The sequence below is a fragment of the Streptomyces sp. NBC_01017 genome, assembly GCF_045162795.1.
Lineage (GTDB): Bacteria > Actinomycetota > Actinomycetes > Streptomycetales > Streptomycetaceae > Streptomyces > Streptomyces machairae.
In genome coordinates this window covers 337,224-350,259 of the sequence record NZ_CP108683.1, presented here as the reverse complement: position 1 = coordinate 350,259, position 13,036 = coordinate 337,224, and the positions used below count along the sequence as shown (strand labels likewise).

General features: G+C 67.5%; 13 protein-coding genes and 2 pseudogenes. 8 read left to right on the top strand and 7 right to left on the bottom strand.

The window, feature by feature from the left end; all coding sequences use genetic code 11:
• Positions 1 to 93 precede the first annotated feature (93 nt).
• Positions 94 to 1,347: a cytochrome P450 gene (locus tag OG331_RS01835; RefSeq protein ID WP_406190998.1), complete on the bottom strand. Its 1,254-nt coding sequence runs from the start codon at positions 1,345 to 1,347 to the stop codon at positions 94 to 96.
• Between the two features lie 447 nt (positions 1,348 to 1,794).
• Here OG331_RS01835 and OG331_RS01830 point away from each other — a divergent pair.
• The 3 genes and pseudogenes from OG331_RS01830 to OG331_RS01820 all read left to right on the top strand — a co-directional run.
• Positions 1,795 to 2,007: pseudogene (locus OG331_RS01830) on the top strand (IS5/IS1182 family transposase); the annotation flags it as partial.
• Positions 1,996 to 2,337, top strand: a complete 342-nt coding sequence (locus tag OG331_RS01825) for a transposase (RefSeq protein WP_406209587.1) — start codon at positions 1,996 to 1,998, stop codon at positions 2,335 to 2,337. The pseudogene OG331_RS01830 and the gene OG331_RS01825, both read left to right, overlap by 12 nt.
• Before the next feature lie 32 nt (positions 2,338 to 2,369).
• Positions 2,370 to 2,492: pseudogene (locus tag OG331_RS01820) on the top strand (IS701 family transposase); the annotation flags it as partial.
• Positions 2,493 to 2,580: 88 nt separating this feature from the next.
• Here the strand turns inward: OG331_RS01820 and OG331_RS01815 are convergent.
• A complete protein-coding gene (locus OG331_RS01815; protein WP_406190996.1) occupies positions 2,581 to 3,345 on the bottom strand; it encodes a hypothetical protein in 765 nt (254 codons plus the stop codon).
• 590 nt (positions 3,346 to 3,935) lie between these two features.
• On the opposite strand from OG331_RS01815, the gene OG331_RS01810 reads away from it, so the two are divergent.
• The 4 genes from OG331_RS01810 to OG331_RS01795 all read left to right on the top strand — a co-directional run bounded on the left by OG331_RS01810 (position 3,936) and on the right by OG331_RS01795 (position 5,625).
• Complete coding sequence (locus OG331_RS01810; protein ID WP_406190994.1) at positions 3,936 to 4,268, top strand: helix-turn-helix domain-containing protein; 333 nt, start codon at positions 3,936 to 3,938, stop codon at positions 4,266 to 4,268.
• A 509-nt stretch (positions 4,269 to 4,777) separates the two neighbouring features.
• Positions 4,778 to 5,161, top strand: coding sequence for a hypothetical protein (locus tag OG331_RS01805; protein WP_406190992.1), 384 nt, complete (start codon positions 4,778 to 4,780; stop codon positions 5,159 to 5,161).
• Positions 5,162 to 5,164: 3 nt separating this feature from the next.
• Positions 5,165 to 5,368: a hypothetical protein gene (locus tag OG331_RS01800; RefSeq protein ID WP_406190990.1), complete on the top strand. Its 204-nt coding sequence runs from the start codon at positions 5,165 to 5,167 to the stop codon at positions 5,366 to 5,368.
• Positions 5,347 to 5,625 carry a hypothetical protein gene (locus OG331_RS01795; RefSeq protein ID WP_406190988.1) on the top strand — a complete coding sequence of 93 codons (279 nt, stop codon included), beginning with the start codon at positions 5,347 to 5,349 and terminating at the stop codon, positions 5,623 to 5,625. Before OG331_RS01800 ends, OG331_RS01795 begins: the two co-directional genes overlap by 22 nt.
• Positions 5,626 to 5,724: 99 nt before the next feature.
• Here OG331_RS01795 and OG331_RS01790 read toward each other — a convergent pair whose 3' ends face one another.
• Entirely contained in the window at positions 5,725 to 6,354 is a 630-nt protein-coding gene (locus tag OG331_RS01790; RefSeq protein WP_406190986.1) for a TetR/AcrR family transcriptional regulator, read from the bottom strand.
• A 64-nt stretch (positions 6,355 to 6,418) separates the two neighbouring features.
• On the opposite strand from OG331_RS01790, the gene OG331_RS01785 reads away from it, so the two are divergent.
• The gene (locus OG331_RS01785) at positions 6,419 to 7,882 is read left to right on the top strand and encodes an amidase (protein WP_406190984.1); all 1,464 of its coding nucleotides are present in this window, start codon (positions 6,419 to 6,421) and stop codon (positions 7,880 to 7,882) included.
• A 186-nt stretch (positions 7,883 to 8,068) separates the two neighbouring features.
• Here the strand turns inward: OG331_RS01785 and OG331_RS01780 are convergent, their stop codons facing one another.
• From OG331_RS01780 to OG331_RS01765, 4 genes are all read right to left on the bottom strand, one after another.
• Positions 8,069 to 8,458, bottom strand: a complete 390-nt coding sequence (locus tag OG331_RS01780) for a hypothetical protein (RefSeq protein WP_406190982.1) — start codon at positions 8,456 to 8,458, stop codon at positions 8,069 to 8,071.
• 294 nt (positions 8,459 to 8,752) lie between these two features.
• On the bottom strand, positions 8,753 to 9,043 hold the full coding sequence (locus OG331_RS01775; protein WP_406190980.1) for a hypothetical protein: 291 nt from the start codon (positions 9,041 to 9,043) through the stop codon (positions 8,753 to 8,755).
• A 58-nt stretch (positions 9,044 to 9,101) separates the two neighbouring features.
• Positions 9,102 to 12,506 (bottom strand): hypothetical protein, encoded by a 3,405-nt coding sequence (locus OG331_RS01770; RefSeq protein WP_406190979.1) that lies wholly within the window; start codon positions 12,504 to 12,506, stop codon positions 9,102 to 9,104.
• Positions 12,506 to 12,955, bottom strand: a complete 450-nt coding sequence (locus OG331_RS01765; protein WP_406190977.1) for a TadE/TadG family type IV pilus assembly protein — start codon at positions 12,953 to 12,955, stop codon at positions 12,506 to 12,508. The genes OG331_RS01770 and OG331_RS01765 overlap by 1 nt, the downstream gene beginning before the upstream one ends.
• Positions 12,956 to 13,036: the final 81 nt, after the last annotated feature.

Genomic DNA, 13,036 nt, shown 5'->3' with positions numbered 1-13,036 from the left:
GCGAAAATGCGCACGCGAAAATAACGGCTGCAGATGTGCAGTGCGAAACCGTGAAATGTGGGGGTGAAGATGAAAGCGAGAGAGCCCGGGGATTTAAGGGCGGCGGCGGACGGTCATGCTCTGCAGACCGCGGGCGACGACATGCGGCCGATAGGTCAGCGAATCCTCGTCCACCGTAAAGTCGGTGAGCCGTTCAGCGAATGCCTTGAGGGCAATCTCCGCCTCCAGCTTGGCCAGGCTGGCACCGAGGCAGAAATGCGGCCCGGCGCCGAAAGCGAGCCCGATCCCCTTGGTCTTCCGGTTGCCCTGGAAACGGTCGGCCTGGGGGAATTCCGCCTCGTCGCGGTTGCCGGCGGCCAGCAGCAGGATCACGATCGTCCCCGGCTCGACGTCTATCTCGCCGACACATGTGGAGGACAGCGCGACCCGTGCCGTGACATGCACCGGTGCGTCGTACCGCAGAACCTCCTCGACCAGCAGCGGGGCGATCGATGGGTCGTCGCGCAACAGCGACAACTGGTCCGGGTATCGCGACAGTATGAGCATCCCGCTGGAGATGAGGTTGGTGACGGACTCATGAGCCGCGGCGAAAAGGTTGAGGAGCACATTGGTCACCTCATGCCTGGTCAGCGAATGCCCCTCCTCCTCCGTCTGGATCAGACTGGAGATCAGGTCCTCGCCGGGCTTCTTGCGCCGTTTGTGGATCAGGTCGGCGAAGTAGGCGTGTATCGCCATGGAGGTCCTGTCGAAGCCGGCCAACTGCTCCGCCGAGAACATCTCCGAGTTGCGGAAGGCGGCCACCAGCGTGGGCAGCTCGGTCGCGAGCGCCAACTGGTCGGACCACTCCTTCAGCATGGGCACATCGCTCGGCGGAAGATCCATCAGCTCGCAGATGGTGCCCATCGACAACCGGTTCGCATAGTCACGGACCCCGTCGAAGGAGTCCTTGTCCGCGATCTCGGAGATCGCGCCGTCGACGAGGCCCTGGATCCAGGGTTCATACCGGGCCGTGATACGGGGCGTGAAGGCCTTGGAGATCAAGCGCCGCTTGCGGGGGTGGTCGGGCGGATCCATGAAGAAGATGGAGTCGAGGACCGGCGCTTCGGATTGCGGAAGCACCCCCTTGAGCCAGGACGATTTCAGGGTGTCGCTGCCCAGGGCCGGATTGCGCATCGCCGCTAAGCAGCTGCGGTAATCCCCGACGATCACCAGACCCTCATCCACTCGGAGAGGGCTGGACTCGCGGAGTTCTGCGTGAATCCCGTAGGGATCGGGGCGGACCTGAGGATCCAGCAAAGCATGGAGCGGATTGGTCTGGATATTGTCGATCACAAAAGCATTGCTCACGTGCTGGGTTCCTCTGTAATCGTTCGTCCCGGCCGGGATCCTGCAGGAAAGTACTCGTTGAAGTATAGGGGGTGCATACGGGTGAGGGCGCACAGCGAAAGGCAGAGTGCTGCGTATCACGTTACGTGCGAGTAGTTATTGATCAGAAAAGCAATGGGTTCCCGTTCAGGACGTAGCCGACGTGTGAGCCGCCGAAGTAGCCGCGGACGATGTGAGGCTGTCGCTGGAGTCGTGACCCACCGCCGGCTGCGCGCCTTGGGCCTGAGACCCGGCGGCCACCACGGCACTCGTATGACACCGCGGGTTACGCAGGGCCAGGTTCTGCCGCATCGAATTGGCAGTCCCGACTCTGCTGACTGAAAAAGGTCTGCGTGCCTTGATCCGGGAATGGCGGCCGGAGGAGATATTCACACCTACATGTCACCAATGCGGCTGCCCCGAAATGACATGGGTGTGGTGATCTCAGCGGATGATCCGAAGTGGATCGAACCGTTTTCCGGGTTGACCGAGGTGCAGTTCGCCAGGCTGGTGGCGTTGGTGCGGCGTCGTGGCGGCGACGTTCAGCGGGGCCGCCCCTGGCGGCTGCCGCTGGCAGCCCGCGTCCTGTTGGCGGCCACGTACTGGCGCACGAACCTCACGTTGCGGCAGGTGGCACCACTGTTACTTCAGCGACACCACGCGCTCTTGTGCCGGCTCCACCTTGAACGCATCGACCACCTCGGCGCGATCGGCGAGCTGTCCGCGCGGATCGAGGAGGAGATACTCCCTTTCTGCCGCGAGCTTGAGCTGTTGCAGACCATCCCCGGCGTCGGCCAGGGCGTCGCTGAAGTCCTCATCGCGCAGACCGGCGGTGACATGGCCCGCTTCGCGACCGCATGCCACCTCGCCTCGTGGGCCGGAGTCTGCCCTGGCCACCACGAATCCGCCGGCAAGCACAAATCCGGCAGACGACGCCACCACCTGAACACAGCCCACCAGTCACCTCACTGACCTGGGATCAGCTTTCATTTTCGGACCAGACCCGGAAGAACAGCTGGACGCTGGCGGAGGAAGCCGGCCACGAGGGTCCGGACCGTATCCACCGGATGCTGAACCGGATCGAGTGGGACGCGGATGAGGTGCTCGACGACGTGCGACAGGAAATACCCCGCTGCCTTGTGTGATCGAGGCTCACGACCGGGTGGGTGGGCCAGCTCTTGAACGACTGGCCCACCTCAGGACCGCGTCACGGAATCAGTCGGTGCAGTCTCCCGCCTGCACTGGCCGGGGCTTGGCGAGGGACACCTGATCCTTAACCGTCGCGTCGGAGGATCCCTTTACCGGGGAGGTCGCCGTGAAGTCTGTAATGGCCCAGTAATGGTGGCCGTGGCCCTCCATGGGTCCGGTGCCAGTGTGCTCGTAGTCGATCCACAGCACGCCAGTGACTTGCTGACGTTGGTAACGGTGCTGCAGATGTGCCTTGTAGCCCTTGGGGACGAACGCGGTGAAGCTCTGCGTCGTACCGGTCGACGAACCCCAGGTGTGCTGGAAGTTTGTATCGATCGAGACCTGGACCAGCTCGCTGAGCCCGATCTCGACACTGGCACCGACTGTCACACTGTTGGACGTGGTGTATTCGTTGTGGTCACTCCATTCGATGTTGTTGAGGTCACCGCCTCCGCCGTAACAATTGGTGTAGTCGGAGGTCAGCGGCTCCCATTTCCCGAACCCCACGACCTCGGGCTCGCCGTATGGGTAGAAGCCGCACGACACCCCAGGCGCGTCGGCCTGCCTGTCGACCGCACAGTCCTCGACTATCTGTTGTGCAGTGATCTGGGTCTCGCTCGGGGTCTCCGGGTAAGTCTCCTCCGGGCCACCGAAGACGGTGCCGTTCTCCAAGCAGACGTACATGTCCCCACAGAACGTGGGAGTCTCGGCGGAGGCGGTCCCGGCAGCCACGGCGCCAAAGGAAAGAGTGGCTGTCGTGAGCGCGATCAGCCGGGCCTTGCGATGTGTCATGGACGGTCTCTTCCTAGTCGATTCCCCACTGAGCACCAGGGCACTGCCCCGCCCCGCACGTTCCGACGACGGCGCCAATTGAGTGGCTGTGGGTGGACACGCCCCGCCTGAATTCCTGTACGCGGCCGGGGCAGCGGGTGGGGGGGCTTGTGGCCAAAGTGCCGCTACGTAACGGGGGTTGACGCCAGGATGACAGGTTGCCATGGACGCTGACGGCAGATCCAAGGTCACTGTGAACCTACGGGCAGCGGGACCGCCCCATTGGGCAGTGGTGGGGGCGCTGAGCCCTGTCACACTGTCGGGCCGAGTATGAGGATCTACGCGAACCACCGGTTACCGGCCATAGTCTCACTGTGTATGGCGTACTTCCGCTTTCGCTCAGCTTCCGTGAGGTCGACGAGCACCTACTCGAACGCGGACTGGCCGTCTCCAACGAGACCATTCGTTGCTGGTGCCTTAAGTTCGGGCAGGAACAGCCAACGCGCTGCGCCGTAGGTGTCCGCGGCGTGGTGTTACTGACTTCAGCTCGGTGGGGTGAATCGTCGCGAAGTCCCTGATGGGTGTGAGTGGGTGACTGTATCCGTGGTGGGATGAGATATGCGGATGGCGGCGGGCTGACTCCGAGGGGGCCTCAGCGTCGGGAGTCGTTACGGATGCAGGCAGCTGTACTGCTCGAGCAGCAGATCAAGCCGTCGGAAGTCACTCGGCGGCTGCGGGTGAGCGTGAAGTCGGTTTATCAGTGGCATCAGTTGCGGCGGGACGGTGGTGTTCAGGCGCTGGCTTCCCGGGGGCCGAGCGGGTCACGGTGCCGTCTGTCCCCGCGGTGTCTGGACAAGCTGGCTGTGTATCTGGAGGAGGGGCCGGCCGCGCATGGCTGGGTCGAGGACCAGGTGTGGACCGCATCGAGGGTGGCCACCCGCTGATCGGCAGGAAGTTCCACGTCTCCTGCAGCGTCTCGGGCGCCGCGCCACCCGGTTGATGCACCGGCTCGGGTTCGCCCCGCAGGTTCCCGCCCGGCGGGTTGCTATTTCCCTAAATCACGTATCTGTGTCGGATCGTGTGAACTTCCGGACTGTGTCTGCGTGTTGACGAGGATCGTGCCTGGTGTGCGCCGCGTGCGCGGCGTCGGTGTCAGGGGGGTGCTCTATGGGCGGGGTGGAAGCGCTTGGCTCCAGCGGTGCGGTTTCCCGGGCGGAGATGTCCTTTGTGGTGGGGGAGCGGCGGCTGGGTCGTGAGTAGGCGGTGTCCCGGTTGCTGGCACCGGACGGGCGCGGGGAGCTGACGACAGAGCATGTGCGGCTGGTCGCGTCGTCGGCGGGGGGTGTCATTCCGGACGGTGTGGGGGCGTACGGGTCCGGTTCAGCGGGAGCGTTTCCGTATCACTGATGACTTGCATGGGCGTCTGGTGGCGTGGTGCGGGAACGCGGCCGCGGTGCACCGGGATCTGGTGGCCGAGGCTGCGCGGGCGCGCGCCGAGGGCAATCAGGTGCCCGATGTGCCGTCGTTGGCGACGCTGCATCGGGCGATCCGCCTCGACCTCAACCCCGGGCAGCGTGCGGCGCTTGCGGTCGGGGAGCCGGCCCGGCGGCGTCACGATGTGCATCTGTGGCGGCCGAGGCTGTGGCGGAATGCCTGCCGGGAGGCGGATCATAAGCATGTGTCGGTCGAGGTGTTGCTGGACGGCGAGTTGGTGTTCCCGTGGGTGACATGGTTCATCGACTGTGCGACCGAGGTGATTCCGGGTGCGGCGATCACGCCGCATCAGCCCTCGAGGGACGCGATCCTGGCCGGGCCGCGTTGCGGATCGCGCTGGTAAGGGATGAGGAGCCCGACGGGCCCGTACGGGCCCGTCGGTGGCCTGCCCTCGCTGGTGCGTATCGTCCGCGGCGCCGACTTCCTCTCCGCGACGGTCTCCGATGCGTTGGGGTATTTCGCGGTGCCGGTGCAGGACCTGCCCGCCTACCGGCCGGATTTGAAGGGGTCGATCGAGAATCTGAACCGGTGCGCGGAGCGGATGCGTTGAGGCTGCGCCCCGGCGCCCGCCCCGGCCGCGTGGACGAGGCGACTGCGCTGCCGTTCGCCGAGTTCGTCCGTCTGCTGCTGGAGTGGATCACGTGGTGGAACACCGAGCACTCCTCGCAGGCCCTTGAAGGGCGTAGGCCGCTTGAGGCGTGGCGGGCCGACCCGACCCCCGTCGAGGACGTGGACCGCTGTCTGCGGCACCGGTTCACGCTCGCCGACGACGGCCGTTGGGTCTGCCCTCGTATCGTGGAGTCGTGACCGTAGGGGTAGTTGAGGGTCAGGGCGGAGAAGGCAAACGCCTCAAGACTGACGCGCGCGAAGCGCACTTTACGCCACAGACCACCTCTGAACGCCCACTCAGGGACGGGCCGACCGTCCCGCCAGCTCAAGCGCGAGTTCGACCTTCCCGGCATCCAAAAGTCCGCCGAGGAAGAGAGCACGGACGCCTCGCAACAGCGCGTCCAGGTCCACCCGGTCCGGCGCCGCGAGGCTGTGCAGCATGTAGCCGTGGATCAGGGCCAGGAAGGCCCCGGTGTCAGCGTTGTCGTCACCCAGACTGGCCGCGGCCGCGGCCGCGACGCCACGCCCCATGTCGACCGCCTCGACCACGACCTGCCGAAGTTCGGGAGCGCGGGCGGCGTGCAGGAATGCTTCGATGAAGGCCATGGCTTCGACACGGGGCAGAGCGCCTGCGGCCGCCGCGAACGCGGCCGCCACCTCATCAGGGCTGCTGTCCTGCTGTTTCAGCTTCTCGGCGAGGACGCCCATGCTCTCCGCGTCGGCGGCGACCCTCGTCCGGAGCGCCTCGACTGCCAGATCGTCGATCGACTCGAAGAAGTAGCCGACGGTCGCCAGCGGCAGCCCGGCCCGTTCCGTCACCGCCCGGTGGGTGACGCCCGCCATCCCCTTTTCTGCAGTCACTTCGACGGCCGCCTGCATCAAGGCGGCCCGTCGTCGCTGCGCGTTCTCACCATGGCGTCGCTTCATGGAGCCATCTTAAAGTCTGTAAGAAGTTCTAGACTTCTTGTCGGCTTGCTCCTAGCGTGACGCCATGAACAAGCCGACCCGCGTCCACGCCTTCACCGACGACGCCCTGGCCGACCACGACGCCGTTGCCCTCGCCGCCCTCATCCGCAGCGGGGAGCTCAGCGTGCAGGAGGTCGAGGCCGCAGCGATAGCACGGATCCAGCACGTCGACCCGTTCCTGGCCGCCACCGCCTACACGGCCTACGCGACACCCCGACGCTCCAGCAATACCGAGGCTCCCCTCTACGGCGTACCGACACTGGTGAAGGACAACACCGATGTCGACGGCATGCCGACCAACTACGGGACCGACGCCTTTCACGCCAAGCCCGCCGCCCGGACCGGCCGCTACGCCCAACAGCTGATGGGAACCGGTCTTACAGTCCTGGGCAAGAGCCGCACACCGGAGTTCGGGTTCAATGCCACGAGCGAATTCCGCAGCGCACCTCCCATCCGCAACCCCTGGAACACGACCCGCTCCATCGGCGCCTCGTCCGGCGGGGCAGCCGCGCTGGTGGCCACGGGCGCCCTGCCGATCGCGCACGCCAACGACGGTGGCGGATCCATCCGCATTCCCGCCGCGGCCGCCGGCCTGATCGGTCTCAAGCCTTCCCGAGGCCGGCATCGCGACGGAGAGCTGGCCCGCACCATGCCGATCAACATCGTCTCCGAAGGGGTCCTGACGCGCACAGTCCGCGACACCGCCGCCTACATCGCTGCGGCTGAGGGATACTGGCGCAATCCCCGCCTCGCGCCGATCGGGCTGGTGGAGGGCCCGGCCCGAAGGCGCCTGCGCGTCGGCCTGCTCCTGACCTCGGTCACCGACGCCGTCGTCGACGAGCAGACTAGGAACGCAGTGGAACACACGGCCCGGCTGCTTGAAGCCCAGGGGCACGTCGTCGAACCCATCTCGATGCCTGCAGCAGACGATTTCGGCACAGACTTCATCACCTACTGGACCCTCCTAGCGGGGGTGATCGGAGGTGCGGGAAGGTTCATGTTCGACCGCTCCTTCGACACCACGCTCCTCGACGGGCTGACCAAGGGACTCCGCAGGCAGTTCACCCGAGGAGGATGGGTCAAGGTGCCGGGAGCGGTGAGGCGGTTGCGCCGCGCCGCCTACATCTATGCCCGGGCTTTCGACCGTCATGAGCTGATCGTCTCCCCCGTCCTCGCACACGTGCCCCCGCCACTCGGCCACATTGGCCCTGAGGTCCCCTACGACGAGCTCCTCAACCGGCTCCAGCAGTACATCGCCTTCACCCCCCTGCAGAACATCGCGGGCACACCGGCCCTCTCGCTCCCCATGGGCATGGCCGAAGAGGGCGTACCGATAGGTGTCCACTTGGCTGCCGCGCACGGCGACGAACGCGTTCTTCTGGAAGTCGCCTTTGCCCTCGAGGAGCAGACGGCGTGGCCCTCGCTCCGACCGTCGGCGGGGGAGTGTCTAATCAACGGCGGATCCGATGATCAAGGAGAATCTCAATGATCGTGTCAAGCCGCTTGCGTGACTGGCGGGGCGGGGGTGACAGAGAGTCGTCCAACACCCCCTCACCACTACCGTCCGTCGCCGAGGTGCTGCCCGTTGCAGCCCCGGTCCGCCTGGAGGCGGGATCGTCTGATACCGCGTCTTAGCAGGTAGGCACGGCCCTCGCGGGATGTCAGCAGCTTGGGGTCAGGAGATTTCTGGAACCGCGCGGCTCAGTAGTGTGAGGTCTCCATACAGGGAGGCATGCAGCGCCGCCGCAAGTTCACGAGCCCTGGATTCGCTGCCGATGTCGAACAGCGCAACGTAGCCAACGCTCTCATGCGAGTCCGGACGGATCTCGCGGGAGCGCACCAGATGGGCGACGGCGGCACGAAGAGTCTCGATCACCGTGTCGTCGACGGCGTACGACGGGCCCGCGGTGAGCGTGTCGACCTTCACCGTCCAAAACTGTGCCTGACACTCCACAGCAACGAACACCGCACGCTGCCGCTTAGCCTGCTGATAGACCGCGGTATAGGCGTCCAGACCGGTGGCCTCCGGGATCAGATCAGCAGGGCAGGGAGTCGGCAACGTCATACACGCATCGTGCCAGCCCGGCCGGGCTGGTGGGCACACCGACATCTCCAGGCGGAAGGGACAGCCGCCGCCGACACCACGACCTGCGCTGTTGATCGTTGAGACCAGGCCGACAGCATCCTTGTCGGCCGTAAGTTCTTGTCGCCAGACGGGTGGAGGGCGTTGTGGCTGATCCGTCGGCCGACACCGGATACGAGCGCCTCGCCGGTCATCTCGCGGCCGGCATGGCCCTGTTCTCGTATAACTACGGCGAACGGACGGACACGGAGCGCTGTGCGACTGCTCCCGTCCTCGTCACAGGTAGTGAGCAGCAAGAGATATACGAGCAAGCGGTGCACAGCCGAGTTCAAGCGGGACGCGGTTGCGCTGGCGTTGTCCTCGTCCACGCTCGTGCCGCACGGCCGCGGACAGGACCCGGGCCTTTCCTGCCTGCACGCGGCCGAGGAGTTCGGCGGTGCGTTCGCGGGTGCGGATGGTGCCCAGCCAGGGCAGCGTGACATGCCGGCCGTCCGACTCGACACGGAGCGTACCGGTGGTGAACCGGCACGCAAGGCACGCCTTGCGCTTCGACTTGAACCGGGGCATCCCGAGCTAAGCGCGTATTGAACGGCCGTGCTGGCCCTGCTTGTAGCGGGAGGCCGCCTCACCGCGTGGGGAGCGCGCCTGCCGGTGGCTTATTGAGGAGCTCGTTGATCAGTTGGAATGTCTCAGACTCCAGGGAGCAGTCCAGCGCGTGGTTGACCTGTTGCACGCGGGTGATGGCGGTATGCAGGCCCTGCCGGTTCCCGGCCGAATGCTCGATCCGGAGCCAGTCCCGATACAACAGCTCTGCGCTGTTGTCGACGTCGAGACCCGTCGCGACGGCCTGTCGGGCCGCGCTGAGGTCGTGGTGCGGACCCGCGGGCGTGCGGTACGCGGCCACAGTGTGGGCGACGTCGATGATCCGCGTGATCATTTCCTGCTGGTGGGGTTCGGCCCAGGGCAGGGGCTTGCCTCCGAACGGCCGGCCGCGCACCAGGCCGAGGGCCTTCTCCAGGTCAGGTAGGCCGGTGGGGCCTAGCGGCAGGGCGTGTTCGACGAGTTGCAGGAAACGGATCCAGTCGCAGCGCACGCCGGGGGAGAGCCGGTAGGGATCTTCGCCGGAGCTGCGGCGGGGCACGTAGGGATTGCCGGTGGGATCGCTGCCCAGACAGCGCCGCAGGCCCCCTACCCGGGCGTTGAGGGTGCTCACCGACCAGGGATTGACGGGATCCATGTCGAAGCACAGCACGTCGGCGCTGCGCCCGGGCCGGAACAGCAGCAGGGCGGCGAGCTGCGCCATCCGCGGGCCGTGGCCGGTGCTGTCCACGCCGGTCACCTCGACCGGACCCAGGACTCGGATCTCCGGCGCCTGCAGGGCATGCGCCTCGGACTTCTCCACCCCCTCGTGGTCCTGGACCAGGTCCTCGGTGTCGTTCGCCGCCGCGACCTCTTCACCGCCAGTGGACTGCGGGGGCGCCGCGACTGCTGCTTCGGTGTCTGGGCCGGGCTCGTCGTGGCCCTGCGTCGGCACGACGGCGGTAGGCAGGAGACGCAGCCCGGACGGATCCGTGGTGGCGGCGACCAGAGCAGGGAACGCCTCGCTGCGCCCGTCCGGTGCCGTTGCAAACGAAGGGCTCGTCGGCGCGATGAGGTCCTTTGGTGCGGGCGGTTGCGGCTGCGCAGTCCTGTCGGGCTCGTCCGGGACGTCCTGCCAGTGGCCCTCGGCCGGGTGGGCTGGCTGCCCGGACAACGTCAGTGCGGTGGTGATCTGCAGGTAGGCGGCGTGCTCCAGGCGCTGCACGGTGATGTCGATGCCGGCGTGGTCGAGGTGCTGCGGCTCGCCGACGGACGCGTTGAGGAGTTCCGCCTCGGGGAAGTGCGGGGCCGCCGAACTCGCCGGGGCGACCAGCGTGACGGGCACCGTACCGGACCTGCTGATGACATCGGCGAACTGCCAGGCTGTGTCGGCGTCCAGCGAGGCCGCGCACAGCAGCAGGTACGGGTGACGCTGAGTCTCGGGCATCTGGTGTGTTTCCAGCAGCCGTTCGGACAGATCGCGCAGCGCGTGCTCGGCCTGCCGCATGTGGGCGATCCGCGCGGTGGGCAGCAACTGCGGCAAGTCGTCACCGAATCCGATCGTGACGACCTCGACCTCGTTCGCCCACGGGCTCATCGCGAGCTCCAGGGCGAGGGAGGTGCACAGTTCGGTGATGTGGACCGGGTTGCCGTCCAGCAGCAGCGCAGGCACTTGCGCCAGGTTGAGCAGCAGAAGGTCCCCCGCCGCGGTGCTGCCGATCGTGACCAGCCCGGGATACGGTGCCGGCACCTCGCGGGCGGCTTCCTCGTCCAGGAGGACGGCATCAGAGGGCAGGACCCACCAACCGCCCTTCCCGGGTACGAAGGGTGCCGACGGCTCCTGGGAGAGGTCCTCGGGCAGCACCTCCAGCGCGCGGGCCCCGATCCGTGCGGCCCGCAGCGACGGCAGACCGCCGAGGCTTTCTGGGCGAGCGGGCTGGTGGGCGAGAGTGCGCAGTGCACGGTCCAAGCGGGCAGCTCCGCCGGGCTCGGCGGCCGCCGCCAACTGGGCTTCCGCCGTGGATGTCTCCGGCGCGATGGCGATCGTCTCGCCGGGTTTGCGGCGGCGGCGTTGCAGCGTCCGGCGCAGGGCGAGGGCACCGGTGACGGCGGCGGCCAGCAGCGCCCCGGCGCCGAGAACAGTGCGCAAGTTCAGCGGGCTGCCGGCCGGAGCCGTCGCCGGGGCGTCGGACGCCGTAGGGGCGGATGACGCGGCAGCGGAGCCAGATGATTCAGCCGACGGCGAGACGGCGGAGGCCGAGGCGGTGGGCCCGGGTGCTGCAGAGGCCGATGCGGACGGAGAGGCCTGATCCTGCCCGGCAGTGTGGCTTGCCGATGCGCTGGGGGCCGAGGCCTCGGGGGCAGGTGTTGCGGTATGGCTCGGCGCGGGCGCTTGCTCATCCCCCGTGCCCCCGCCCGGGTTCTGCTCGCTGTCGGGCTTCTGGCCGGCCGGGGGAGTGGTCTCCGTGCTTCCCGACTCGCGATTCTGGGGCGGCTGTTCGGGCTGGGTGCCGGGCACAGTGACCTGCTGCCCGGGGCGGATCAGGTCCGGGTCGGTGATAGCGGGCAGGCCGTCCGGCTGCGGCTTGCCCCGGCTGGCATTGAATAGCCGAGGCCAGTCGTTGCCGTCGCCGAGCTCCTCCTCGGCGATCTTCGACAGGTAGTCGCCGGACTGGACCGTGACGACGTGCTCGCTCTTCTCGGCACCGACAGGCGGGGCGCCAGCACCCAGTTGCGTACGGAGGCCTCCCGCGGCATCCCCGGCATCAGGCATCTGCAACTGCCAGCCCGGCTGCAGAAAACTGTTCGCGCGGAAGACCTCGCCGTCGACCATGGTCCTGCCCTCGTTCAGGTCGGCGATCTCCCGCCATCGCTCGCCGTCCCCCAACTGCCGCTCGGCGATGGCCCACAGGCTTTCCGCCGGCCGCGTCTCGCGCACCGTGTATGCACGGTGCGTCGTGCCCGCGCGCGTCGCGTCGTGGTCGGCCTCGGCCGCCTGCGGGGCGTGGCTCTGGCCGGGCAGGCGGGCCGAGGCGGCGGCGGGAGCTGCCTGGGCGTCGGAGGCGAGGGCCGAGCTCGTGGGTAGCAGGACCAGGATGCTGCCGATCAGGAGCGCAGCGGCGCGCTGTGAGCTGCCCAGTCCGCGAGGGGCACGCCAGACCCGGCCGCGCAGCTGCGCGACCAGTTCGCGTACGGCGCAGAACGTGAACTGTGCCCACCCGATCCAGCCCACCGCGACGAGCAGGAGCAGGAACGCAGCCCCGGTGTCCTGGCGGTCCAGCAGGTGTGTGAGGTCGTCGTGGCTGGATGCCCAGATGGCCGGTGTGGCCCACGCCAGCAGCAGCGGGAGCCCGGCGACCGCGCCGGCCAGGACAAGCAGGCTTAAGCCGGCCCTGACGGCTCGGCCCAGGGTACGGCCTGCTGTGGCGGCGGGGGAGTGGGTGGTGCGCATCAGCTTCCTTCTGGAGCGGTGACGCCGTACAGGAGGGTGGCCTCGCCGTGGCCGGCCACTGTGAGCGAGCCGATCCCGACGACGGACAGGAACTTGGTGTCGTAGGCGTCGTTGACGGTCACGGTGAGCGTCTTGCCGTCCCCTAAGACGCTGACGGTGCCCGTGGCGCCGACCGAGCTGAGGTAGGAGCGCGCGGCGGCGACCGCGTCCTGCGGATCCACGACCACGGCTTCACCACTGATCGCCTTGGCGGGATCGATGGCCTGTCCGCCTGCCCGGGCGGCTTCCCCGGCGATGAAATCGGCGCGTTCCACCGCGCGCATCTTGCTGCCGCCGTCGACCGCGACGCCGATGATGCCGATCAGCGCGACCATGCACACCGCGACGAACACCGTGACGCCGCCGCGGTCGTCGAACCGGGCCCGCTCGCCCAGCCGATGAACGCTCATCAGCCCTCCCATGTCGGAGAAGCCGTAGGTTCGGCAGCGGCCGCCCGGGCTTCAATGATGCTTTCCCGTCGGCGTGACCCA

What these genes read in the sequence shown, in the direction of transcription:
- OG331_RS01815 (WP_406190996.1), bottom strand. Translation starts at nt 3,345, where the DNA reads ATGACACATCGCAAGGCCCGGCTGATCGCGCTCACGACAGCCACTCTT.
- OG331_RS01810 (WP_406190994.1), top strand. Translation starts at nt 3,936, where the DNA reads ATGAGATATGCGGATGGCGGCGGGCTGACTCCGAGGGGGCCTCAGCGT.
- OG331_RS01800 (WP_406190990.1), top strand. Translation starts at nt 5,165, where the DNA reads ATGAGGAGCCCGACGGGCCCGTACGGGCCCGTCGGTGGCCTGCCCTCG.
- OG331_RS01790 (WP_406190986.1), bottom strand. Translation starts at nt 6,354, where the DNA reads ATGAAGCGACGCCATGGTGAGAACGCGCAGCGACGACGGGCCGCCTTG.
- OG331_RS01785 (WP_406190984.1), top strand. Translation starts at nt 6,419, where the DNA reads ATGAACAAGCCGACCCGCGTCCACGCCTTCACCGACGACGCCCTGGCC.
- OG331_RS01780 (WP_406190982.1), bottom strand. Translation starts at nt 8,458, where the DNA reads ATGACGTTGCCGACTCCCTGCCCTGCTGATCTGATCCCGGAGGCCACC.
- OG331_RS01775 (WP_406190980.1), bottom strand. Translation starts at nt 9,043, where the DNA reads ATGCCCCGGTTCAAGTCGAAGCGCAAGGCGTGCCTTGCGTGCCGGTTC.
- OG331_RS01770 (WP_406190979.1), bottom strand. Translation starts at nt 12,506, where the DNA reads ATGCGCACCACCCACTCCCCCGCCGCCACAGCAGGCCGTACCCTGGGC.
- OG331_RS01765 (WP_406190977.1), bottom strand. Translation starts at nt 12,955, where the DNA reads ATGAGCGTTCATCGGCTGGGCGAGCGGGCCCGGTTCGACGACCGCGGC.